Source organism: Shewanella sp. 10N.286.48.B5, from assembly GCF_002874355.2.
GTDB lineage: Bacteria > Pseudomonadota > Gammaproteobacteria > Enterobacterales > Shewanellaceae > Shewanella.
Window position 1 is genome coordinate 74791 of record NZ_MCVG02000002.1, and the last position, 25478, is coordinate 100268.

The following is a 25478-nucleotide window of genomic DNA, read 5'->3' on the forward strand; positions in this document are numbered from 1 at the left end:
CTTGAACCAAGACCGATATTCAATTTCAAAACAGGAACTAAAGCACAAAAAACAGCATCTAAAACGCTACCCAATGCTGAACTACCCCATGTATCACAATTTAACATAGACACAGTTCACATTAATCTCAATAAAAGCTGTATAAGAATTACAGAAATCAAAATTTGCTAGGTAAGCACTGAGATAATAATTAAGTTTGCAGCAATAAGAATGACAAATATGGGATAAGTATGAAATGAACATGTTAATGGCAAGCCTGAGCAGCTAAAAACAAAAAATGGCCAAGACTGTCGTCTTCGCCATTTAAATTCATGCGGTCAAAATTATCGGTAAATATAGCTTAAGATCAAATCCGCTAAATACTCACTTGAGACTGAATTGGTGCAGCTGAGTACTCTTGAGGATTAAACCAATTGAGGCTGTCTGCCAATGACACCACCTCACCGATAATCATCAATGCTGGCATTTGCAAAGCAGGATCTGCAGCCAGCTGCGATAACTCACTTAACTTACCGATAAAGCGCTGTTGAGATGCGGTCGTCGCCTTAGAAACAATAGCCACAGGCGTATCACCATCACGGCCACTACTCATTAATCCATCACGGATAATCTCTGCGTTCAAAATGCCCATATAAACCACTAAGGTATTATTTGGATTTGCATAACCTTGCCAGTCCATCGGCCGACTTTGTAATTGGCAATGACCAGTAATAAACGTCACTCCTTGAGCAAAATCTCGGTGGGTTAATGGAATGCCAGCATAAGCAGCTGTGCCACTAGCAGCAGTAATACCGGGGACAACCTCAAAAGCAACCCCTGTTTCTGCTAAGGTTTGCAGCTCCTCACCGCCACGACCAAAAATAAACGGATCACCACCTTTAAGGCGTACCACGTTTTTGCGAGTGTAAGCTTTTGTCACCAGTAACTGATTTATTTCATCTTGCCCAGCACTATGCTTGCCAGCACGTTTACCCACAGCAATTTTTTCAGCGCTTTGTGGGATTAAATCTAAGATGTCTTGGCTAACGAGGGCATCGTACAGGACAGCATCGGCTTGCTTTAACACCCGATAAGCTTTGAGGGTGAGCAGCTCAACATCTCCAGGCCCTGCACCGACTATCCAGACTTTCCCTTTGGCTCCTTGACCCGGTATCGAAACCAATTCCATTTTTCAAAACCCCACAATGTTTACTTAGCATCAAATATAGCCCTTTATATATTCCATACATAATAGATAATACTTAGCTTTTATTCCATTTAGTTATATGAGACCTATTAAGTGGCATTTAAAAACCTTGGTAAACTAGCTGCACAGTTACCATACAAAGCCCAAGCTCAAATCATCAGTACTTTTCATTTTTAACCATAGTGTTAGTCTAGAAAAATATAATTAAAGGGAGCTTTTAATGAAACCAACATGGATCCGATTATGGTTTAGCGCAGCCATTGGTTTAGGAGTAAGCCAAGTGGCTTTAGCTGAAGACTCACTCGTTGATGAAAGAGTAAAAGACGAGCTTAAAACTTCAGAGGAGCGCTTTGTCATTACCCCCCATAAAGTTAATTACATTTTGCCATACACCTATAATGACAACCCTAACACTGACCCATATACAAACTTTACAACCAATGACGACAATGAAGAAGTCATCGATAACGCTGAGGCTAAGTTTCAGATAAGCTTTAAATTCCCGCTGTGGTATAACGTTTTTGGCGACAATGGCCACCTCTATTTCGCCTATACCAACCAGTCTTACTGGCAAGTCTATAATAAAGAAATTTCCTCCCCTTTTAGAGAAACTAATCATGAACCGGAAATGTTCATGCTATTCAATAATGACTGGCAAGTGGCAGGGTTAACAAATTCGTTTTGGGGTGTAGGGGCTGTGCATCAATCTAATGGTCAATCTGGTTCACTTTCACGCAGTTGGAATCGAATTTACGGCACCATGGTATTTGATAGAGGCCCTTTTGCATTAGGTCTAAAGGCGTGGTGGCGGATCCCTGAAGATGAAAAAGCAACACCCAGCTCGCCTGAGGGTGATGACAACCCCGATATTGAAGACTATATGGGCAACTTTGAGTTAACAGCCGTCTATGGCCTTGATGAGCATATGTTTACCTTAATGGGGCGCAATAATTTACAACACCCAAATAAAGGCTCCATTGAGTTTACTTGGAGCTATCCGATATTAGGCAATTTACGCTTATATACCCAGTACTTTAATGGCTATGGCGAAAGTATGATTGACTATAATCATCATAATCAGCGCATTGGGATCGGGGTTTCGATTGGTGATATTCTTTAAAATAGGCCATCACAAACAATAAAAACAACCATAAAAAAAACAATAAAAAGAATAAAAAAGGTGAAGCTGCAGTTATATACAGTTCACCTTTTTTGTTATCAATACCCGACTAGCTTGTTAGCAACTTAGTAAGCTTTACTATCACCGCGAGTAGAGATTGAAATACCTTTATCGGTAATATCCAAGTTTACCTGCATGCGCATGTCATAATCTTTGAGCATTTCTAGTTCTTCTGGCACTTGCTCACCGCTTTCTTCAATGAGTGAAAATACCGGTTTCAGCACTTTTTGATAATCAATCGACATATTCGCTAAGCCATTGGCGACCAGTGGTTCTTTTGCCAGTTTATTAGCTAAGTCTTCACCTTTATCGCCACTGTAAATAACAATGTGTTGATCTTTAATGGCCATTTGAGCGCTTACCCCCATTGAAGGTGGCAGCATTAGCAATGAAGACACATCGATGGGATCACCATTAGTCTCCAGTTGAACTTGGGCTAACTGAGGCACAAATGGCTTAATCATGTTTAATAGCATTTCTGGGTTTTCAGCCGATAAGCTAATCAGTGCATCTAGGTGCTTAAAGCCAGGCTCACCATTTTCGTCAGTTAACGAAAAGTCGACTATGGTGGCACTCATGCCCTTAACCCCATTGGCCATGCCTGTCATCATGCCAAGCATTGCCGGATTTTGGCCGCTGATTTCATATTGCATTTGCGCTAGTGCTTCACACTGATAACTGGGCGTTTGTAAATCTTGCCAAATTTCAGTTAATGCTGGTGCTAATTGCGCCGCATCAAGCCCCAGTGCTATGGACATGGCATTGTCAGTTAGGCTATTAGTGAAACTAGGAATAAAACCGCGCATTTTATTAAATGCACCTAATATCACTTGGTTGTTAGATTCAACCACCATTTGGGCATCAAACTGCGCTTGTTTACGGCTAACATTAAATGCTTTTAAGCCCATAACCGTGCGCGGCCAATTTGCAGCGATAGCATCAAGCTCTGTTTGACACTCAGCCGTTTTAAACTCTGCAAAAGGATCACTGCCAGTGCCATCTAACTCGCCTAATTTAGATAACTGTTTAGCCAGCATATTGCCATCAGTTGAGGTTAATCCTTTCACTAATTCCACATGGTTTATAAAGCTTATACTGTCGTTTAAAAAACCATGAGTCTTAATGATATCTTCAACAATGCCACTGTCACTAATTGGATTATCAACTTTGGATAATCCCAGCGCCGTTGCTAATAATTCTGGTTTATTGAAGGAGGTATTTAAGGTTACTGTTAACCAGCCATCTTGCTGGGCAACAACTAAATCAATCGATTCATCGTCATCAATAAGTGAATAAGCACGATACTCAAGGCCTTCAATGGTTGCCGTGGTGTGGGCTAAACCGCTTTCTTCTGACGCTTTGTCCAATACTTTCCAAATAGCCTGTTCATCAGTGACTTGCACCTTAAAAACAGGCAACGCCCCTAGCGTGTAGGTATATGACTCAATCTTGGCAGGCAAACCAAAGGTTGTTAAAAACAGTTCAGGGTCTTCAAGGCTAGTTAAATAACTTTTATATAAACTGACAAAAAATCCCTCTTGGGCACTTGAATATGGGCCAGCCTGCTCAATTTGCTCTAGTTGGGCAGCACCGTTTTGCCCCATAGGCATTGAATACAAATAATCTTCTAACGGAAACGGGGTGAGTTGTCCTGAAAAAAGTAAGGTATCTGCTGGGATATACGCGAGCATGTCGTTATCAGTTGTGGTGACACCATCGTTGTTCGATAGCATGTATGCGCCTGCACCAGCAGCGGCAATGGCAACTGCGATAGCCAGTTTTTTCATTTATTTGTGCTCCATAATTCACATGTAAGTAATAACAAGTCACTCTTCCTTGAGAGTAAATGCTTAGTTAATGCCGATAACTCAATTTGATCAAGCATAGCGATAACTTAGCACACTTTTAATTTGCAAATAAAATAATGCCTCGATAAAAGTGGCTTGGGGTTTGATAAGCAATAACCGAGTTAAGCAATTGTTTATAAGGTTTAAAAGTCTAATAAAAGGTTAAGCAGGTGCCAAAAAGATAGGATAAATAAACCATGAAGATAGCGATATCGATGAAAGGTTGGTTTCTCGGCTAGCCAATGATGGCTAACCGAGATAACCAAATGGATTATGCTTACGCTAGCAAGCCAATCACTACACACTCGTTTTACGAGCGAGGCTTTGGAGGTACGTGGCGTGCAAAAACATGCCTAAAGTGTCGACAAAACCATCTACGGGAACTTCTAAATTTAGACTATAGAATTAACAAATGCCTAATTGTTTTTGGCTAAATATCACGATATAAAGCAACAGAGGTAAATATCAGTCATTGGTTTTAATACTTTGGTCGAAAGCAATGTTAGCTATTAATAATAAGCGCTCGCATTAGCAGTAAATATTAACCTTAGCGACCCATATGTTGCGTTCAACATCCCTATTGACACTTTTATTGAATCCCAAAAATATTAAACTCAAAAAAATATCAGCCTCATTGGACTGATATTTTTTATAACCAAATGACTAACCTGCAATTGGCTAAATTTCGTAATGTAATCCACATTCACGCTTCAAGCCATTAAAACGGGTTTCTTCTTCGCTCATGCCAAGCTCAAGCGGCTTGCTTGAGTGAGTATCACCCACAGACACGTACCCTTGCTCCCAAAGTGGATGATAAGGTAATTGATGCTCAGTGAGGTACTCATGCACATCCTTGTTGCTCCACTCAATAATGGGCAGCAACTTATATTTATCACCATGGATAGCTAAAATGGGCAGCGCTTCACGGGTACTGGCTTGCGAGCGACGTAGCCCGGCAAACCAAGTGCCGACATTTAGCTCAGCCAAAGCACGTTGCATAGGCTCCACTTTATTGATGCGATTATACTTTTCTAAGCCTTCGAGATCTTGCTCCCAAAGCTTACCGTAACGGGCTTCTTGCCATGCAGATGACTGCTGGGCGCGAAATACCTGTAGATTTAAATCTAGTCTTTGGGTTAACTCATCAATAAATTGATAGGTTTCAGCAAACAAGTATCCTGTATCCGTCAATATCACCGGAATATCTGTCTGCGCTTGGCTTACCATATGCAACATAACCGCCGCTTGAATACCAAAACTTGACGATAAAGCATGTTCGCCAGGCAAAAAAGCTAATCCCCAAGTGACTCGCTCTTGCGCGGTTAAATCGGCTAAAAAGCGATTCACTTTTTCTAGCACTATTTTTTGCTCAGACTTGGGAGCTGATAATAGTGCTTGCAACTCATTGTGATTAATCATCGTAATGACCTCTGTTGCTAACCCGTTAGCCATGAAAATCTACAGCGGCATCGTTCACGGCTTTAATTATGCCAAAGCGAACTGTAAAGTTACCGAAGGTTTCACCTGCATCACGCTCAAGTACATACAAGCCGAATAATCTGTCTAACTCAGCTAAAATTTCAGCTTCTTGAATATTCTCTTTGTACATTTTATTAAGGCGTGTGCCTTCAAAGCTTGCACCTAAATACAAGTTATAACGTCCCGGCGCTTTACCTACTAAACCAATTTCGGCTGCGAACGGTCTCGCACAGCCATTAGGGCAACCTGTCATTCTCACCACAATGGCTTGCTCGCTAATACCATGCTTAGCTTGCAGCGCATCAATATGGTCAATAAACTCTGGGAAATATCGCTCCGCTTCGGCCATGGCTAATGGACAGGTAGGCAGCGCCACGCAGGCAATTGAATGGCCGCGGGTTTGACTGATAACCTTGCCAAAAAAGCCATGCTTACGGGCTAAATCTTCAATCGCAGCTTTATCTTCTTCTGCAACCCCAGCAATAATCATGTTCTGGTTAGAGGTCATTCTAAAATCACCTTTATGGATTTTGGCGATTTCTCTTAAGCCTGTTTGCAGCGTCTGACCTGGCTCATCTTTAATACGACCACTTTCAATGAACAAGGTTAAATGCCAGTTGTTATCTAAGCCTTGAACCCAACCATAACGGTCGCCGCGATCGCCAATCACTACCTCACGTTTAGGTTCAAAACTCACCCCTGCACGCTTTTCAACTTCTGCTTTAAATTCTGCAACGCCATGATCGACAATGGTGTACTTCAAACGTGAACGCTTACGATTGACACGGTTACCCCAGTCACGCTGAACTGTCATAACAGCTTCAGCGAATTTAATCACATCGTCAGTTTTAATAAAGCCAAAATCATCCGCTAGACGTGGGAAGGTTTCCACTTCACCATGAGTTGAGCCCATACCGCCACCAGCAACTAAATTAAATCCGACTAACTCACCCGCTTCAGCGATGGCAATAAAACCTAAGTCATTGGTATAAACATCAACATCATTGTCTGGGGGTACTGCTACAGCCATTTTAAATTTACGTGGCAAGTAGGTTTTACCGTACACAGGTTCGTTAGTTTCAGTATCAAGCAGCTTTTCTTTATCTAACCAAATTTCAGCATAGGCGTGAGTATGAGGCAATAAATGATCTGACAACTCTTTAGCCACTGCATAAGCCTGTTGATGTAACTTAGATTCAACAGGGTTTGGGTTACACATTACGTTACGGTTAACGTCACCACAGGCCGCAATAGAATCTAACGCCGCTCTATCAAGGCCTTGGATCAGCGTTTTTAAATTACGCTTTGGAATGCCGTGATATTGAAAGGTTTGACGGGTGGTTAAACGAATACTGTTTGATGTCGTTAGCGTTGATGAGATTTTATCCACATCCAACCATTGCTCAGGACTACAAATACCACCTGGTACACGGGCTCGTAACATGAAACTGTATAAAGGCTCTAGTTTTTGTTCTTTACGCTCATTACGTAAATCACGATCGTCTTGCTGATAAAAGCCGTGGAATTTGATCAACTGCTGATCGCCATCACTAAACGAACCGGTAACTTGGGTGTCTAAGCCTTCTTTAATGGTGCCGCGCAGGTAATCACTGTCGGTTTTTAAATATTCATTTACTGCTAACTTTTGCTCACTCATCCTGTGGCCTCTATCGATGCTTTTATGACGCTGGTGATATCAAATCACCAGCGTGTATATTATTTTCGTTATGCTTATTTCGAACTCATGCGGTATTCATTTAGTAAACGTCTTTTTGATAACGTTTCGCACTGCGCAACCCTTCAAGGTAATCCTCAGCGCCCTGCGCATCTAAACCACCATACTTAACTGCGACATCTAGTAAGGCTTGATGGACATCTTTTGCCATGCGCTCTGCATCGCCACAGATATAAAAATGCGCGCCATTTTGTAGCCATGCCCAAATCGCTTCACCTTGCTCTGCAATCCGGTGTTGCACATAAATTTTATGTTGTTGATCACGTGAGAAAGCCACATCGAGGCGCGATAAATCACCCGCTTTTAGGTACTGTTGCCACTCAACTTGGTATAAAAAGTCTTGCTCAAAATGCGGATTACCGAAAAATAACCAGCTATCGCTGTTAACGCCGTCTGCTGCACGTTGTTGCATGAAGGCTCTAAAAGGCGCCACACCAGTGCCAGGGCCAACCATAATAACTGGAGTGTCGCTATTTTCTGGCAAACGAAAATGCTTATTCGGTTCAACGTAAACCTTAACTTGCTGACCTTCTTCTGCAGATGCTAAGAAGTGCGAAGCGCCGCCAAAACGCGCTTGACCCGCACGCTCATCTTCAACCAGTGCCACGGTTAAATGCACTTCGTTTTCCACTTCCGCTTGGCTAGAGGCAATTGAATATAAACGCGGTGTTAATGGGCGTAATAAACTTACTAAGGTTGCGGCATCGATTTTTACTGGATACAAACTGATTAAATCAGCTAATTGATGACCTAATACAAACTGGCGAGTTTGCTCTTTATCTGCAGCAATCGCGCTAAGCTCTGCATTCCCCGCAAGCTCTGCCCATGCCGTCACAAGACCCGGGTAAAGTTGGGTTAGCTCTTTTTTATCTGTTAATGCTTGTTGTAGCGATAAGGTATTTTTACTGACCACAACTTCAGTTGACGGGTCTAATCCTAAACCGCTAATCACTTCAGTGACTAAAGCCTCGTTATTGGTAAACCAAATACCTAAGGCGTCACCCACTTGATAACTGATACCAGATTCGCCTAAATCGATTTCCACGTGGCGAACATCACGATCAGAATCACGACCAGTAAGCTTTTGACTTAATAACACTTCTGCTTCATAAGGATTTTGCTTGGTAAATTCGCTTTCACCCGCCGCTTTGGCGCTATCAATTGACACCACGCTGGCACTGCTAGTTTCAACTAATGGCTCAACCGCTGTTATTACCGACTCAAGCCATTGCTCTGAAGCTTCTTCGTAATCAACATCACACTCAACTAACGGCAATAACTCTGTTGCACCTAAAGCAGATAAGCGTTCGCTGAAGTCTTTACCGGTTTGACAATAAAACTCATAGCTTGAGTCACCCAAGGCCAAAATTGAAAAGTTAAGTTGATCTAACTTAGGCGCTCTTTTTGAAGCAAGGAACTTATGTAATTCAATAGCATCATCTGGCGCTTCACCCTCACCGTGGGTACTCACCACCGCGATTAAAATGGTTTCTTGCTTTAACTGACGCACATTGTAATCAGCCATCGAGCTTAAATTAACCGTAAAGCCTTTAGCGGATGCCTTTGCAGCTAACTCTTTAGCGATACCTTGACCATTACCCGTTTGACTACCAAATAAAATTGTCACAGTTTGCGCTGCACTAGCCTCTGGCGCACTTGCTGTTTGCCCTTGATTTGAAGATGCAGCCAAATAGCCACTAACCCAAGCTAATTGCACCGCAGATAATTCAGAAGTGAGCTGTTTTAGCTTGTCGACTTGTCCTTGAGACAATGGCGATGCGAATGAAGAAAGTTCTTTTAACAACATTGGAGAGCCCTATAACAGTTTAATATCATCAGATTACTCCGATTCTTTAAAACCAAAAAAGACTAAAAGTTAATTCTTTATTCCATTAAGGAATATGCAAAGCTGCATTTTTAAGCTACAAAAGTGTGGTCTAGTGCAAACTTTTGGGTCTGAACTCGGTAAAAATGTGATTTAGCGCATTATTTACTTGTTTCAAACCTAATAATTGCCAGAATGAAGCACCTAAAAAAATGTGCACCATAAAAAGGCACTTAGAAAAAATGAGTATTTAAAACAAAGTTGTATTAAATACTCACACGACCCGACCCTTCCCTATTTACACTAACTAAGAGGTTGTCCTTTTGAAATTAGGTCTACCGAAAGAGAGTCACCCAGGTGAGTTACGCGTTGCGTTAATCCCTGCCAATGTGACCGCATTATTAAAAAAACAGCTACAAGTGATCGTAGAATCAGGCGCTGGACAAAACGCAGGCTTTACCGACGACGATTATGTCAAGGTAGGCGCCACTATTGCTTCATCACGAGCAGCGCTACTGAATGAAGCTGACATCATTACCGTGGTGAACTGTAAGGGTGAGCAATTCGATGAAATTAAAGCGCTAATCAAGCCTCAGCAACTGCTGATTGGCATGATGGACCCGCTGATTAACCCGCAAAATGCCCAAGCAATTGCTGACACGGGTGCCAGCGCGATTGCCTTAGAACTTATTCCACGTATTACCCGTGCCCAAAGTATGGATGTGTTGTCATCAATGGCAACGATTTCAGGCTATAAAGCTGTGTTACTCGCCGCCCATAAAGCGCCGCGTTTATTCCCAATGATGATGACAGCTGCTGGGACATTAAAACCCACTCGCGCCTTTATTATGGGTGTGGGTGTTGCGGGACTTCAGGCCTGCGCCACAGCTAAGCGTCTTGGCGCCGTTGTCGAAGCCTATGATATTCGCCCTGCGGCGCGCGAGCAGATTATTTCTGTTGGTGCAAAACCGGTTGAGCTTGATATTGAAGCCGAAAACACTGAAACCAAAGGCGGTTATGCCACCGAGCAAAGTGATGACTTTTTAAAGCGTCAACAACAAGCGATGGCGAATGTGTTAGCACAACAAGATATTGTGATTACCACTGCAGCCATTCCAGGCCGTAAAGCCCCTGTGCTTATCACTAAAGAAATGGTTGATGGCATGAAAAACGGCACCATCATTGTTGATTTAGCGGCTGAATCAGGTGGTAACTGTGAATTAACCCGCGTTGATGAAGTTATTATGCACAACGGCGTGATGATCTTAGGGCCATCTAACGTACCTAGCACTGCAGCGAATCATGCCAGCCAAATGTATGGTAAAAATGTCGAGAACTTACTGAACTTAATCGTCAGTAAAGAGGGTGAACTGGTTCTTGATTTTGAAGACGAAATCGTCAGAGACACTGTTGTTGCCCATGGCAAAGAAGTCACCAGTGCTCGCCTAAGAGATTTATTGGGTCTTGCGCCTTTAGCAACGCCTGAAGCTGACACCAGTGTAGAGGAAAAAGCATAATGGATATGACCTTACTATTATTACTGACGCTTTTTGTCGTCGCAGTATTTTTAGGTGTTGAGCTGATCACTAAAGTGCCACCGACACTGCACACGCCATTAATGTCTGGTTCGAATGCTATTTCAGGTATTTCACTGGTAGGCGCCCTACTGTCAGCAGGTTCTGGCGGTGGCATGATAGTGAATGTACTTGGCTTTATCGCCGTAGTGCTGGCTACCATCAATGTGGTCGGTGGTTACATGGTCACCAACCGTATGCTAGCTATGTTCAAGAGGAAATAGACTCAATGACAACAATTATTTATTTGGCTTACCTTGTTGCCGCAGTCCTGTTTATTCTTGGTATTAAAGGACTGACAAAACCTAAAACAGCGGTTCGTGGCAACCAATTATCAGCCATGGGTATGTTTATTGCTGTGGTGGTAACCCTATTTGACCAAAGCATTCTTAGCTATGAGTGGATCATTGCCGGCGTACTATTAGGTGGCACCATTGGTGCAGTGATGGCGACTAAAATTAAAGTCACCGACATGCCGCAAATGGTTGCACTGTTGAATGGTTTTGGTGGTGGTGCTTCACTGGCCATTGCTGCGGCAAGTTTCCTTGACCCGACTGCAGCTACTAGCATGGTGGCGTTAATTTCTATCGGAGCGACCATTATTATTGGTGCAGTTACCCTTTCAGGTTCATTTGTGGCTTTTGCTAAGCTGCAAGAGCTTATTTCAGGTAATCCAATCAAAGTCCCAGGTAATAAAATCCTTAACGCGCTGCTGCTGATCACTGCGTTTGGCTTAGCCATTGCGCTAGTCATTAACCCTGCTAACGTCAGCTTAATGTATGCTTTAGTGGCTGTGGCAGTGGTCTTGGGTGTGTTATTAGTGGTGCCAATTGGCGGCGCTGATATGCCGGTTGTTATTGCACTACTGAACTCCTATTCTGGTATCGCCGCGGCAACGACTGGTTTCATTACAGGTAATACGGTATTGATTATCTCAGGTTCACTGGTTGGTGCATCAGGAATTATCCTCACACAAATCATGTGTAAAGCCATGAACCGTTCATTATTTAACGTCTTATTCGGTGTGATGGCTGAAGGCGGCGAGAAAGTCGATGCAGATGAAATTTACGCAGGTAAAGTAAAATCAACTTCGCCAGATGAAATTGCCATGATGCTAGAAACCGCTGAACGTGTGGTTATTGTCCCAGGTTACGGTTTAGCCATGGCGCAAGCACAGCATGCAGTACGTGAGCTCGCTAACGTTTTACAAGAGCGTGGAGTAGATGTGAAGTACGCGATTCACCCTGTTGCTGGCCGTATGCCTGGCCACATGAACGTGCTACTTGCAGAAGCTGAAGTGCCTTATGAACAGTTAGTTGAAATGGATGAGATTAATCCACAATTTGCGCAAACGGATGTGGCGATTGTCATTGGTGCCAATGATGTCACCAACCCAATGGCACGTGAAGATAAAGGTAGCCCCATCTATGGTATGCCAATTCTAAACGTCGATAAAGCCCGCACCGTGGTGGTAATTAAGCGTTCATTAAGCCCAGGGTTTGCAGGTTTACCTAACCCATTATTTGCCATGGATAATGCACTTATGTTATTCGGTGATGGTAAAAAAGGCATTGTTGAGCTGACGCAAAGCTTAAAAGAAGCTGATTAATTTTCAACATGTTAGATATACCCCCTAAAAAGGCCGCTTAGCGGCCTTTTTATTAATAAGCGCTTCATTTCTATCATTGGGAGAATAAGTTATCAATAATCATACATTCTCATTCTTGACGAATTTATGAGTAAAATGTACAAAGGATATACCGATTGCTTTTCAAGCTTTAGCTCGTTTTAACACAAGGATGATTTTCTCAGATGGACCCATTGGCTTCACAAATTCAACAGCTCACAGCTCAGTTAAATCAACTCACCCAAGAGAATGATTTACTTAAGCAGAAACTAAAGCTGTGTGAAGAGAAGCTCTCAGCAACACTCGATGGCACAGGCTTGTGTCTGTGGGAGCAACATATCCCTTCTGGCGATCTGACCATTTTCAATCAAGAATGGGGCGCATTGCTGGGTTATACCCTCGAAGAGCGAGCGGCAAATATTTCTAGCTGGAAAAGCCATTTACATCCTGAAGATAAAGACTGGGTCATCAAAGCTTTTGAAGATCACCTCACAGGTAAAGAAGAGGTTTATCGCGCCGTTCATCGAATGATCCATAAAAATGGCACCACCAGCTGGGTTTCAGATCGGGGCCGTATCGTGGAATACACCTCAGATGGACACCCCTTAAGGATCATGGGCACCCATATCGATATTACCCAAGAAAAACGCTATGAACTCGACTTAGCCCGCCTTGCCCACCAAGACCCTCTCACTGACTTACTAAACCGCGCAGCTATTGAAAAAGCTTACTTGCAGATGCAGCAAGAGAAAGACTTTAACTCAGGTAGTTTATTATTTATCGATGTTGATAATTTTAAAGGCGTTAACGACAAATATGGTCATCATTTTGGTGATTTAGTCCTAGTCGAAATCAGTAATACTCTTAATCATTATTGCCAAACCTTAATCTCAAATAATAACGTCAGCATCGCTAGGCTCGGTGGTGATGAATTTGTGATTATTACCTCAACTGCTGATTTCGCGACTATCAGCCTGCTGGCCCAGCAATTAATCAAGCACTTTACCCGATTACAAACAATCGAAGAAAAATCAGTATCACTAGGGTTAAGCATTGGTATTAGAGGCTTTGATCAGCAAGACTCATTTACCCAAGTTTGTAAGCAAGCGGATAATGCCATGTACGGCATAAAACAATCGGGTAAACATAATTATTCATTTTCCCAGCCATGTTTAGAGCCAAAAGTTCAGCACATTGGCTAGGGGTTGTTGATGTGTCGAGATCAATATGGAACACCAAAGTTCAGCTGCCGCTAAAGTTAAAAAATTGCTACAACAGCGACGATTTTCATTTTTGACAATATCTACATGCTATAATCCTGAAAATAAAAATTAGCGCTTACTTAGCTTTTTTACAGCCTCTTATCCTGCTAGGTATGAACAATTATTCTAATAATGATTAACGGTAAGCCCTCTATGCCTAAAACGTCCTCTTTACTTACCGCATTTGTTTGCTTAAGCACATGCTCTTTTTCTGTCATCGCTGACAATGACCAAACCAAAACGGTTAATCCACCAAGCAAAGCTGAGTCTCATGCAGATGTAGAATACTTCCCATCAACCTGGGGAGTTGGCATTGGTGTGCGTAAAGCTGATATTCCTTATGCCACTGAAAATGATGATGTCTATGACGTCATGCCATTGATTGAATTTGAAAATGATTATTTTTATTTAAATGGCTTAGAGGGCGGGGTTCATTTATGGAAAAATGATGAACATCAAGTCAATGTTTATAGTCGTTTTCGGTTCGTTGACATCCCTAAAGAATATCAAAATCAAACCCAATCTGACGCCTTTGATTTTGGTTTTCAATACCGCTTTCAAAAAGACGGCCTAGAAGCTGATGTTGCCATCATGAGTGATGGTAACAAGCGCATGTATGGTTACACTCGTACTCAATACCACTGGCAAGGCGGTGATTGGCAATTAAATCCTTATGCCGAATTCCAATGGAAAAGCAACGATTTCAATGAACATTACTATGGCTTAGAGCTAGCCGATCCCGGTGCTGGATTGGCTTTTTCAGCAGGGGTTAATGCTCGCTATCACCTTGCCAGTAATTTATACCTATTGGGTAACTTTGGGGTAACCCGCCTTGAAGATGATATTTATCACTTGCCCACCATTGAAAATCAATATCAATTTGAGTCCTTCTTAGGCTTTGGCTTTTTCCCTGATAATAAAAGGCCCAATACCAATCCAGTCCCTAAAGAAAGTGGCGAATTTTTAAGAGTCGCACACGGCTGGGCAACGCCTTCAAGCTTGAATGACATTTTAACCGGGAATGCCAAAGGCGATCGTTACAACAATCAAATGACCTCCCTTTTCTATGGTATCCCACTCAGTAATAGCTTATTCAACTTACCCATTGATTTATACTTAACAACAGGTGCTGTTTGGCATCATGACTCTGAAGTACAAGATAACTTAGCTGAAGGTGTACTTGCAGTTAAAGCCTTTTACACCATAGATTTAGGCTGGCGTTTTCGGATCGGGGTTGCTGAAGGGTTATCTTATGTCTCTGATGTCACCTACATTGAAGGCAGCGAACTTGACGAAAAAGATTATCGACCCTCAAAACTATTAAATTACTTAGACTTTTCATTTGATGTTAACTTGGGAGATGTGTTCAACCACGCCCCAATGAAAAACGCATGGCTAGGTTATAGTATTCATCATAGATCAGGGATTTTTGAAACCAGCTCAGCTTTTGGCCGCATCAAAGGTGGCAGCAATTACAACTCGGTTTATCTGCAGTGGCATTTTTAACTTAAAAACATTGCCATAAAAAAACAGATTGTTAGTACATTTAAAAGCGACTTAATTAGTCGCTTTTTTATAACGTTTAAGCTCGAGGTTACAGTACTAATCAGAGTTATAACTTATTGTGCCCAGCCTCTTTGTTGACTAATTGCGCCGCCTCAGAGAATTGCTCAACCAACCACTTATGGGCCTTATCCTCGCCCATTAACATGACTAATGTCGGGGAAATAACCTCAATAAGTCGTTGTTGTCGCCAAAATATATATTTAGGTAGCGCCAGCGTTGCACCTCGGCCAAATGTGCGTTGCACTAGGCTGGAGATTTCAGCAATTTCAGTGTCATCAAATAGCGCTAGCTGCGGAAATATTGTGGCAATAAACTCACTGTAGTGGTCAAAGCCTTGTATGTCTTTAAATTGATATTGGCTCAATAACCAGTGTAACTGCGGTGAGCTCCAATGGCTCATATTATGTCTATTGTTAATCAAATCCATATTACGGCGATGAAACTGCTGCCAAGCTAAATTCAAATCGGGGTGCGTTTGGGCAATACGCCACACTAAATACATGTCCGCCAACCATTCATGCTGATAGGCAGAAAGGGGACTGGGAAGTACATCGCCGACCAAGGCAATATTCTCTAAATGCCCCACCTCATGCCATAGAGTTAATTTAAATTGTTCTAACAGCGCTAACTGATAGGTATGCCCATTGATTGAGGTTATCGTTTGGGTAAGGGGCTGCTTAGCGCTGACAATAATAATGCCGGCGATATCATGGTGATTAACCGCTAACACCATTGCGGTTTTACCCCCTAAATGAGAGCTGATTTGCGTGTCTTTCGGTAATTGGCTCACGACTTCAATAGGTAACGCATTCAAGCAACTCGGGTAACGACTTTCATCGCACACAATTGCCTGCTTGTTACTAATAGGCATCCAACTAAATGAGCTTGAATAATAGGGGGAGATGGTGGGGGCGAGTGCGTTTTTTATCTGAAAAGGCAAGTGAGTATCAGCCAGCAATGACTGACTGATCACTAGGGTACTGATTAGAAATGCTCTCTTTAAAACGGCACTGTCTAAAATAGCACGGATTAAAACGGCACTGTCTAAAATAGCACGGATTAAAATAGCACGGATTAAAACGGCACTCTTTAAAACAGCACTGGCCATTAAGTACAGTGCCCGCCTATTCACTACTTGTTAGCCATGATATTTTCAATAATAGCCGTAGTAGAGACGCCGTCTTCAAACCCAAGAATTTCGACACTACCACCAGCAGCCATCACCTCTTTACCACCGGCCACTTGTTCGACTTTATAGTCCCCGCCTTTTACCAACAAATCCGGTAATAAGCGGCTAATGACGCGCTGCGGAGTATCTTCACTGAAAGGAATAACCCAATCAACTGACGCTAATCCCGCTAAAACAGCCATACGGCGATCAACTTGATTCACTGGGCGACCATCACCTTTTAAACGCTTCACTGAAGCATCATCATTAACGGCAACAATTAAACGATGGCCCAATTCTTTTGCTTGCTGCAGATAGCTTACGTGGCCTGCATGTAAAATATCAAAACAGCCATTGGTCATGACTACCTTTTCGCCGCGAAGACGCGCTTGCTCAATGGCGTAAGCTAATTGATCTTCAGTCACCACGCCAAAGCCTGACTCGCCTTGATTTAAAGCTAAGGCCCCAATGAGTTCAATTCGGGTTACTGTTGCGGTACCTAACTTAGCCACCACCACGCCTGCAGCAATATTAGCGATAGAACAAGCCTGTGCTAACGAGCTACCCGCTGCCAGCGAACTTGCTAATGCTGAAATAACCGTATCTCCAGCACCTGTCACGTCATAGACTTCACGGGCAACTGTTGGGATATGCAGTTCAGCATCATCATGACTAATCAGCGTCATGCCTTTTTCAGAGCGGGTCACCAAAATAGCAGTAAAATCGTTATCTTTAATCAGCTTTTTGGCTTTTTCGATTAAGTCAGCTTCACTGGTTACTGGGCCCACAACCGCTTCAAACTCGCTCATATTAGGGGTGATTAACGTCGCACCGCGATAGCGTGAAAAATCACTGCCTTTAGGATCTACCAGCACCTTTACGCCTTTAGCGCGGGCTTTAGCAATAAAGTCGATTGGCGAGTCAATCGCACCTTTGGCATAGTCAGATAACACCAATACATCGACGTTATCTAACAGCGCTTCACTGCTATTTAATAAACTTTCGCTATCAGCTTTAGGGTATTTTTCTTCAAAATCTAAGCGGATAAGTTGTTGATTGCGAGAAAACACTCTTAATTTGGTAATCGTTGGTTTATCAGCAACGGTTAACCAGCGAGGTTCAACCCCTTGGGCTTGAACACCAAGGGTTAACGCTTTAGCATTTTCGTCATTACCGACAATACCAGCAAGCTCAACTTGACCGCCAAGGGCAGCAATATTTAATGCCACGTTAGCAGCGCCGCCGGGACGGTCTTCTATTTGATTGATGTTAACTACAGGTACTGGCGCTTCTGGTGAGATTCGACCAGTAGGGCCAACCCAATTACGGTCAAGCATGACATCGCCGACCACTAAAACACGGGCTTTTTCGAATGCAGGAAGAGATACCTTCATAGTAAACTTATTCTTTTGCTGATATTAAACCGTGATTGTACCTAATTTTGCTCTAAAATTAAGTTAGAATAGCAACTAATTTTGATTTTTGGATGAGTTCCTCGTGGTAGATAAAGCACAATTTTCCTCGCATTTATTGCACCCAAAGCATTGGCCATTATGGTTTGGTGTTGCTCTTATGAAGCTGACCCAGCTATTACCGCTTCGCTGGCAAATGACACTTGGCAAGGGTTTAGGCCGTTTGGTTTTAAAACTTGCTGCGAGTCGCAGACATACTGCAGAGCGCAATTTTCAGCTGTGTTTTCCTTATATGCCAGCACAAGAACGCGAGGCACTGCTTAAGAGAAACTTCGAAGAAACCGGTAAAGCCCTATTCGATACCATCAACGCTTGGTGGTGGTCTGATGAAAAAGTGCAGCAGCATATGACCATTAAAGGCGATGAGCATGTGCGCAATACCCTAGATAATGGTCAAGGCGTCATACTGTTTGCAGTGCATTGCTTACCGTTAGAAATGGGCGCGAGAATGTTTGGCCAGTTCCAACCGGGGATAGGCGTTTACCGCCCTCACAACAATCCCGTGATGGAATACTTACAAGTCAAAGGCCGCCTGCGCTCGAATAAAGGCTTAGTACCAAAACGTGATTTACGTAAGATGGTAAAAAGTTTAAGAAACCCAGATGTGATCTGGTATACCGCCGACCAAGATTTTGGTCGCTCAAGTGCAGTATTTATCCCGCTATATGCCGTACCCGATGCAGCGACTATTACTGGCGCTACCACCTTAGCGAAATTAGGCCGCGCCAAAGTATTACCCTTTTTTGTCGAACGTAATGATGATGACACGGGTTACAATATGGAAATTTTAGCGCCGCTTGATAACTTCCCCGGTGAAAATGAGCTCGAAGATGCTATTCGTGGCAATAAGATCATTGAACAATTAATTGATCGTAACCGTAATCAATATATGTGGCTACATCGCCGCTTTAAAACTCGGCCAACCAAAGAAACCCCCTCTTTATACAAATAGCCAGCAGAGTTAATATTAACTGTAAAATATCACTGGATAACGACCATAGCTTGAAATAAGCGCAAAAATGATCAAGTATCCAGTGATAAAAATAGCGAAACTTTAGTTTAAGTTTTCATCAGATGTTGAGATTTATTCTGCAGGAGCACTGATAACACTCACCAAAGCCATTGTGATCATCACTCACATAGGAAAACATCCACCTTATGATTAAGTCTTTTTGCGCCAAATTGATTGTTGTTTCTACCATGCTGTTTAGCGTCCAAGTGGTGGCGGTAGAATATGCTTTACCCGCTAAAGACAGTCGTTTAATTGGTGAAAATCAATATTATGTTGTACCTGAAGGTAAATTAACCCTAGAAGCCATTGCAGATCAGTTCCAACTCGGACTGAGCAATATGCTTGAAGCCAACCCAGGCGTTGACCCATACTTACCTAAACCAGGTAGCACCTTAGTGATCCCCCATCAGTTGATCCTACCGGATGCACCGCGTAAAGGCATCGTGATTAACAGTGCTGAAATGCGCCTATATCACTATAAAAAAGGCACCAATATTGTTGAAGTACTCCCAATTGGTATTGGTCAAGTAGGCCGTGACACCCCTGAAAATTGGGTGACTCAGGTTTACCGTAAGCGGGCTAACCCAACCTGGACTCCCACTAAGCGTACCCGCGAAATTTATGCAGCCAGAGGCGAGACCCTTCCCGATGTGTGGCCAGCAGGTCCAGATAACCCAATGGGGTTGTTTGCCTTATATGTAGGTAATTTATTTGCGATACATGGCACGAATGCCTCTTTCGGTATTGGCCTGCGCGTCAGTCAAGGCTGCGTCAGGTTACGTGAAGATGATATTGAGCATCTATTTAACACAGTGCCAGTTGGCACCCGAGTGCAATTTGTTAATCAACCGATTAAAGCCACGGTTGAGCCCGATGGTAATCGTTATTTAGAAGTGCATCAGCCATTATCTGAGACCCAAGAGCAATTTGATTCATCTGAGCCACTTCCATTGACCTTAAATAAAAAAATTACTGCTGTTGTAGCTAATGCTGACACTGACTCATTTGTACTAAAGCGCTTACTAGAGCAGCGCACCGGTATACCTACTCGAATTAACAGCATGCAACAGGCAAAAAACCAAGACATGGTTAACCCTGTCGATTCAGAATAGCCGCTCAATAGCCAGCAGCGAATAACAATAAGTTATTTTGTTAAACACCTATATTCAAGCACTTACCATATGAATATTTCATTGATAAGTGCTTGAGCTCTTTATCAATACTCAGTAACCTAAATCAAGGGTTCACTTTATACACTGGGTAATAGATTGAAAGCCATCACTGCCATTTCTGCTTTACTATCAGTAACCTTGCTATCAATAACCTTGAGTGGCTTCATCAGCCCAGCTATTGCCAGTTCCCCCATATCATTATCTACATCTAAATCAGCGTCATTTACCGAATCAAGATCAATAACCCAGCAGTGTGACCTCTCTGACGGTATAACTAAGCTTAAATTACTTGAACAGCAGATCGCCCTCAGTGAGCTTGATAATGGTTTGATTATTCGCCAAGTGAATCAACCTCACCTCAATACGGTGGCCATTGCCTCGCAATTTAATGTGGGCTCCCGTAATGAGCAAACAGGGCAAACGGGTTATGCGCATTTATTTGAGCATTTACTGTTTAAAGGCAGTAAAAATGCCCCCGATGAAAGCTACCCACAACAAATGAGCGCCCTTGGAGCACGTTTTAACGCCAGTACCCACTTCGACTACACCAATTATTATGTCACTATTCCAGCTCAAGCCTTAGAGCAGAGCCTGTTTTTAGAGTCCGACAGATTTATTCAACCGCAACTGTCAGAAACCACGGTCAAAAATCAGCAAGGCGCGGTGTTAGAAGAAATGGCCACCAGCATTGATAACCAACCCTACATTCGAAAGGCAATGGAGTTTCTATTATCGCAAGTCAAAGGCAGCCAATATGGTCATGCCATCATTGGCAGTAAGCAAGATGTTCAAGGCGCCAGTGCCGCTGAACTCATGGCATTTCATCAGCGCTATTACCGCCCAGATGCCATGCAAATATCCTTGGTTGGCCAACTCAATGACCGAAGTGCTGACTGGCTAACAAAGTACTTTGGCCACTGGCAAGCTCCCACTCATCCGCAAGATAAATTTAGCAAAATCGATCTAGGTACAAAGACTAACGCTATCCACGCTGAAATCATCGATACTCGCGGCCCATGGCCTGCATTATTGCTGGCTTGGCATACGGTAGGCAGACAAGATCGCGATTTTGAGGCAATTTCATTACTGCAAAGCTATCTTTTTCAAAATATCGCCAATGCATTAACCAAAGCAAGCCTTGCCAACCCGCCCCATATGCTCAGTTATTCAGTGCCATTAACCATGGACAATCACGGCGTCACTAATCTGGTATTGGTCCCCAGAGCCAACACCTCATTAGATGAACTTAATCAACTAGTCAGTACTATCCTTAAGCAAGTCGCCAGCCAAGGTATTGAGCCCAATGTATTGTGCCAACTTAAAAGTATTGCCCTTAATGACACGCTAATTAACTTTACTGATAGTCAACAATTGGCTATTCATTTATCAAATACCGCCAGTCGCGATAAATTCTTGCCGCTCACTCAGCCATGGCAGCGCATAAACCAAGTCACTAGCGATGATATTAAAGCTGTCACCCAGCAATACTTTATCGGCAAACAAGTTCGCCTTGATTTACTGCCGCCTTGGTACATTCGCTGGGGCAAAACCTTACTTGAATGGTTACCCCAAGGGATGGCTGAATCTTTAGAAGAGTGGGCATTATGAAAAAGTCGCATTCAATTCTCTGGGCAAAAATAATCGGCTTAGCTGTCTTTATCTGCTCACAACAGGCTTGTCAGCATGCACCTATTAGTTTCACCCCTGCACAGCCGCCCAATTTAGCAAATTATAACGATTTGCCGGTATTCGGTAGTGAAAAAGTACAATTGCCATTAAGCGCAATACTCTCGCCGCAAACCATGTCATTGACTACAAATAGTTTTTTACATCAATGGTCATTAACTGCTGACTCCTTTGCCCAGCAAGGACATCAGCTATACTTAGTCGGCATATCAACTCAGACTGCCATTGCTAACCCCGATATTATTATCGCAGCCTTCAAACAACGGCAAAAACACATGGCCAATACTCAAGTGCTAACCGCCGTGCAAGCAGCCTGTTATGACAGCATGCGCTTTAGGGCCAGCCTGCACAGTATCGGCATCAGTATTAATTGTATGGCAACCACAAAGCTTAAATCGGAACTACTGTGGCAGTTTTGGGATAACCAAGCGGTGAATGAGGTCAATATTGCCACTATCAAACGCAATCTTAAATTGAATAAGCACATAGGCGCTTTCACTGGTAGCGAAATAGATCTCGCCTTTAGAAAGCAATTACTGGGCAGCCAACACCCTTACAACCAAAACATCAATAATAACGCTGTGATTGATGAGTTAACCCATTCCAGCTTATCTGCATTGCACACTGAGCTGCGACAACAGCTGCAGTGGCACTTGTTTGCGCCACAATTTAGCCCGCAATTAACCAATACAAAAGCGCAGACCTTAAAAGCAAATACCTTAAAAACGAATAGCTTAAAAACGAATAGCTCAAAGACTCAAATAGCTCAGCACGTCACATCGGTGCCGAGTTGGCTATTAACAGAAAAGCCAGATTCAAGTCATTCAGCTTTCGATTCAAGCGCTCAAACAAGCGCTCAAACAAGTGCTAAAGCAAGCACTATAAATTCAAGCACTGTTGAAACCAGCACTGCAAAGGATAAAATCCTTTATATCATTGATGCGCCAGACACTGTGCAGACCCAAGTCAGAATTGGACTCGTCACAGCTACAGCTGATGCGACAGTGCAAGATGCCAATACTTGTCAGATGATTGCCGCGCTATTAGGTAGGGGCTATTCAGGGCGGTTATTTTATGATTTACGTGAAGTGCGCGGCTTAAGCTATGGGGTTTATGGCCGCTGCGTCAATGCGCCATTGAGTCAATATATGTATTTTTATGGCAGCACCGCATTAGAAAACTCAAGCGCTTTTATAAAAGGGATGCTGGATCATTTAAGTCTTATCACTGAGCAAACCGCCTCACAAAACGAAATCAATGCCACTGTGACCTACTTACAAGGTAAGCAGCAACTTAGCCTTGATAGCCCATTTGGTAAAGAAAGCCTCTACATCCGTCAATTATTAAGCGGCCAAACCACGGCTGAATTTAGCCAAGGGATGAAGCAACTTCAACAACTGACTCCGATGCAATTATTGCAACAGGCCAACACCTTGAGCCTAACCACGCCTATCGTAGTGCTGCGCGGTGATGCCGACAAAATCCGCACTGACTTACAGCAAAAACTGCCCACTTGGCAGCTTAGGCATTTAGAACCTGATTAACTGTATTTGAAGCGAAAATTAACTGTATTTGAAGCAACAATGAACAGCAGCTGAAGTCGTTCAAAATCAATCAACTGCTTCTTTCATATTGATAACGCTGACAATCGTCGACAATATTAAGCCAGCTAACCTGATTTTGAGTATAAATGTGGTAATTGGGTTTCACTGAACTTGGCTTATCAAGGGATGCGATGGTTAAAGTGTAATAATCAGGATAGCGGCGGTCTCGATAACTCATAGTACAGCCACACTGAGCGCAAAAGCCCCTTAGTATATGCTCAGAAGAGGCATATTCAGTCACTGCGCCAGCGATCCAGCTTATCTGCTCAAACTTAAAGTCCATCCAAGCTTGAAACACTGCCCCAGATGATTTTTGACACTGCACACAATGGCAATAATCGGCATCAAACGGCGCAGCACTGACTTGATAGCGAATTGCGCCGCACAAACAACCACCCGTGAGCATAGCTGCCTGCTCAGTTGATTTATCATCCATATAAACCTTCAATTGTTAAGCCTGTAAACCTTAATTAAAGCATAAATTTACCCCAATAAAAAAGCCCTCAAAAGAGGGCTTTTACAAGACATAATGACCTAAGCTCTAGTGCTAAGTTCTAGTGCTAAGTTCTAGTGCTAATTAATAAGTCGCTTCGCGCTTTTCAGCTTCAGCATCCCACTGTGGCACAAGATCTTTTAAGAACTTTTGCTTATCCGCATTCATCTTATCCATATCCATACCTAATGCTTGTTGTGCTTTTGCTTTAGTTGAGATATCAGGGATAGCGATAGGCATTTTAACGCCTTTAGCAGCAAGTAATTGAGCCAGCTTGATACGTGCATCAGCGGCTTTATCAACAGCGCCACCTAAAATACGTAATGCTTCAGCTGGAGCATGTGCAGCAACACCGTGAGATGCAGTTGCAAAGTCCCAACGCCACTGGCTGTGACGGATATCCATTAGGATAGGCTTCATTTCAGCTTCAGTTGCACCAGCGTCCCATGCAGCACCCGCTTCGAAGTGAGCGTGTACAAGTTGAGTTTCAGCTCTTAGCTTGATTTCTGTAACACTTTTTTGATTAGCATGTGTTACTTCCATCATGAACTCTTTAGTCTTGCCTTTATGACAAGTTGCACAAGTTTCTTCGAAACGATCAAATGGGTTACCCACTTTATGATCGGTAAACTTACCTTTACCATTTGCTTTAGCAACACGTGGCATGTGACAGTCAGTACAACTTACGTTGTTCTTACCGTGCATACCTAACTGCCAAGTTTCATAACCTGGATGTTGTGCTTTGAGCATCGGGGTTTTAGACACAGCATGAGTCCAATCAGAGAAGTTGATGGCATCGTAGTACACTTCCATTTCTTCAACTGTTGTACCGTTATCCCAAGGGAATTTTACGAAACCTTTACGGTCTGCTGTTTTCTCGAAGTAGTACTCAACGTGACATTGACCACAAACCATAGATTGCTTGTCTTTACGAGAAGCTTTATCAAATGGCTTATCAATTGCTACTAGAGCGCGATCAACATATGGACGAGAAATACGTAGTTTTGGTGAACCTTTTTCATGACAATCGCCACAGCCAAGACTGTTAACGATTTCAGGACCGCCTTTAGCCCATTTACCTTTGAAGTAACCGTCTTCGCCTTGCTCTTCGATCATGCGAGGTACATCAGGGCTTTTACAGCTCCAACATGCCATAGGCATTGGGCCGTCATCAGGTCCTGTTGGTGCGCCAGTACGTAATGTATTACGTAAGTCAGTCACGGTATAATGGTGACCACGTGCTTTATTGTAATCCTTAGCAAAGCCGTAACCTGCCCATAACACAACAAGGTTTGGATCTTGAGCTAACACATCAACAATTTCATCACTTTCTGAGGTAGCATGCCAAGTTTCATATTGAAGCTTGTACTTATCTTTATATACTTCATTTCTAGGTTCTGTTTTATCACTAGCCATTGCACTAGTCATCATAAAACTGCTTGCTAATAATGCACTTAGTGCAACAATCTTTCCTTTCATCTTCATCACCGTTCATCTCCGTGTTACATTTTATATTTGAATAATCACGACATCTCTATTGGCAAACTTATACATTTAAGGTTCAATTAAGAATACCCCTTAATGAGTATT

General features: G+C 42.8%; 18 protein-coding genes and 1 pseudogene. 10 read left to right on the forward strand and 9 right to left on the reverse strand.

Annotation, left to right across the window (positions count from 1 at the left end):
• Positions 1-355: 355 nt before the first annotated feature.
• Positions 356-1168 carry a uroporphyrinogen-III C-methyltransferase gene (gene cobA / locus BCU57_RS15280; protein ID WP_102438453.1) on the reverse strand — a complete coding sequence of 271 codons (813 nt, stop codon included), beginning with the start codon at positions 1166-1168 and terminating at the stop codon, positions 356-358.
• Positions 1169-1406: 238 nt separating this feature from the next.
• Here cobA and BCU57_RS15285 point away from each other — a divergent pair, with 238 nt between their 5' ends.
• Complete coding sequence (locus BCU57_RS15285; protein WP_102438451.1) at positions 1407-2306, forward strand: phospholipase A; 900 nt, start codon at positions 1407-1409, stop codon at positions 2304-2306.
• Positions 2307-2431: 125 nt separating this feature from the next.
• Here BCU57_RS15285 and BCU57_RS15290 read toward each other — a convergent pair whose 3' ends face one another.
• The 4 genes from BCU57_RS15290 to BCU57_RS15305 form a co-directional block, all read right to left on the reverse strand.
• Positions 2432-4153, reverse strand: a complete 1722-nt coding sequence (locus BCU57_RS15290) for a hypothetical protein (protein WP_102438449.1) — start codon at positions 4151-4153, stop codon at positions 2432-2434.
• A gap of 738 nt (positions 4154-4891) precedes the next feature.
• Positions 4892-5665: a phosphoadenylyl-sulfate reductase gene (locus BCU57_RS15295; RefSeq protein ID WP_102438447.1), complete on the reverse strand. Its 774-nt coding sequence runs from the start codon at positions 5663-5665 to the stop codon at positions 4892-4894.
• Positions 5658-7349, reverse strand: a complete 1692-nt coding sequence (gene cysI / locus BCU57_RS15300; RefSeq protein ID WP_102438445.1) for an assimilatory sulfite reductase (NADPH) hemoprotein subunit — start codon at positions 7347-7349, stop codon at positions 5658-5660. Before cysI ends, BCU57_RS15295 begins: the two co-directional genes overlap by 8 nt.
• Positions 7350-7449: 100 nt before the next feature.
• Complete coding sequence (locus BCU57_RS15305) at positions 7450-9234, reverse strand: assimilatory sulfite reductase (NADPH) flavoprotein subunit (protein ID WP_102438443.1); 1785 nt, start codon at positions 9232-9234, stop codon at positions 7450-7452.
• 341 nt (positions 9235-9575) lie between these two features.
• Here BCU57_RS15305 and BCU57_RS15310 point away from each other — a divergent pair, with 341 nt between their 5' ends.
• From BCU57_RS15310 to BCU57_RS15330, 5 genes are all read left to right on the forward strand, one after another.
• Entirely contained in the window at positions 9576-10769 is a 1194-nt protein-coding gene (locus BCU57_RS15310; RefSeq protein WP_102438441.1) for a Re/Si-specific NAD(P)(+) transhydrogenase subunit alpha, read from the forward strand.
• Between the two features lie 5 nt (positions 10770-10774).
• Positions 10775-11050, forward strand: coding sequence for an NAD(P) transhydrogenase subunit alpha (locus BCU57_RS15315; RefSeq protein WP_102438475.1), 276 nt, complete (start codon positions 10775-10777; stop codon positions 11048-11050).
• A gap of 5 nt (positions 11051-11055) precedes the next feature.
• Complete coding sequence (locus tag BCU57_RS15320; RefSeq protein WP_076540751.1) at positions 11056-12435, forward strand: NAD(P)(+) transhydrogenase (Re/Si-specific) subunit beta; 1380 nt, start codon at positions 11056-11058, stop codon at positions 12433-12435.
• 203 nt (positions 12436-12638) lie between these two features.
• Positions 12639-13655 carry a sensor domain-containing diguanylate cyclase gene (locus tag BCU57_RS15325; protein WP_102438439.1) on the forward strand — a complete coding sequence of 339 codons (1017 nt, stop codon included), beginning with the start codon at positions 12639-12641 and terminating at the stop codon, positions 13653-13655.
• Between the two features lie 213 nt (positions 13656-13868).
• Positions 13869-15221, forward strand: a complete 1353-nt coding sequence (locus BCU57_RS15330) for a MipA/OmpV family protein (protein WP_102438473.1) — start codon at positions 13869-13871, stop codon at positions 15219-15221.
• A gap of 1007 nt (positions 15222-16228) precedes the next feature.
• Here BCU57_RS15330 and BCU57_RS15335 read toward each other — a convergent pair.
• Together BCU57_RS15335 and hldE are read right to left on the reverse strand one after the other, a co-directional pair.
• Positions 16229-16351 (reverse strand): annotated as a pseudogene (locus BCU57_RS15335) (hypothetical protein); the annotation flags it as partial.
• Between the two features lie 61 nt (positions 16352-16412).
• The gene (gene hldE / locus BCU57_RS15340) at positions 16413-17843 is read right to left on the reverse strand and encodes a bifunctional D-glycero-beta-D-manno-heptose-7-phosphate kinase/D-glycero-beta-D-manno-heptose 1-phosphate adenylyltransferase HldE (RefSeq protein WP_102438437.1); all 1431 of its coding nucleotides are present in this window, start codon (positions 17841-17843) and stop codon (positions 16413-16415) included.
• A 103-nt stretch (positions 17844-17946) separates the two neighbouring features.
• On the opposite strand from hldE, the gene BCU57_RS15345 reads away from it, so the two are divergent.
• From BCU57_RS15345 to BCU57_RS15360, 4 genes are all read left to right on the forward strand, one after another.
• On the forward strand, positions 17947-18873 hold the full coding sequence (locus BCU57_RS15345) for an LpxL/LpxP family Kdo(2)-lipid IV(A) lauroyl/palmitoleoyl acyltransferase (protein ID WP_102438434.1): 927 nt from the start codon (positions 17947-17949) through the stop codon (positions 18871-18873).
• 248 nt (positions 18874-19121) lie between these two features.
• Positions 19122-20045 (forward strand): L,D-transpeptidase family protein, encoded by a 924-nt coding sequence (locus BCU57_RS15350; RefSeq protein WP_372002084.1) that lies wholly within the window; start codon positions 19122-19124, stop codon positions 20043-20045.
• Positions 20046-20201: 156 nt separating this feature from the next.
• The gene (locus BCU57_RS15355) at positions 20202-21713 is read left to right on the forward strand and encodes a M16 family metallopeptidase (RefSeq protein ID WP_241903519.1); all 1512 of its coding nucleotides are present in this window, start codon (positions 20202-20204) and stop codon (positions 21711-21713) included.
• On the forward strand, positions 21710-23335 hold the full coding sequence (locus BCU57_RS15360) for a M16 family metallopeptidase (RefSeq protein WP_102438430.1): 1626 nt from the start codon (positions 21710-21712) through the stop codon (positions 23333-23335). Before BCU57_RS15355 ends, BCU57_RS15360 begins: the two co-directional genes overlap by 4 nt.
• A 70-nt stretch (positions 23336-23405) precedes the next feature.
• Here the strand turns inward: BCU57_RS15360 and BCU57_RS15365 are convergent, their stop codons facing one another.
• Complete coding sequence (locus BCU57_RS15365) at positions 23406-23831, reverse strand: GFA family protein (protein WP_102438428.1); 426 nt, start codon at positions 23829-23831, stop codon at positions 23406-23408.
• Positions 23832-23972: 141 nt separating this feature from the next.
• Positions 23973-25367, reverse strand: a complete 1395-nt coding sequence (gene nrfA, locus BCU57_RS15370; RefSeq protein WP_198589933.1) for an ammonia-forming nitrite reductase cytochrome c552 subunit — start codon at positions 25365-25367, stop codon at positions 23973-23975.
• Positions 25368-25478 lie beyond the last annotated feature (111 nt).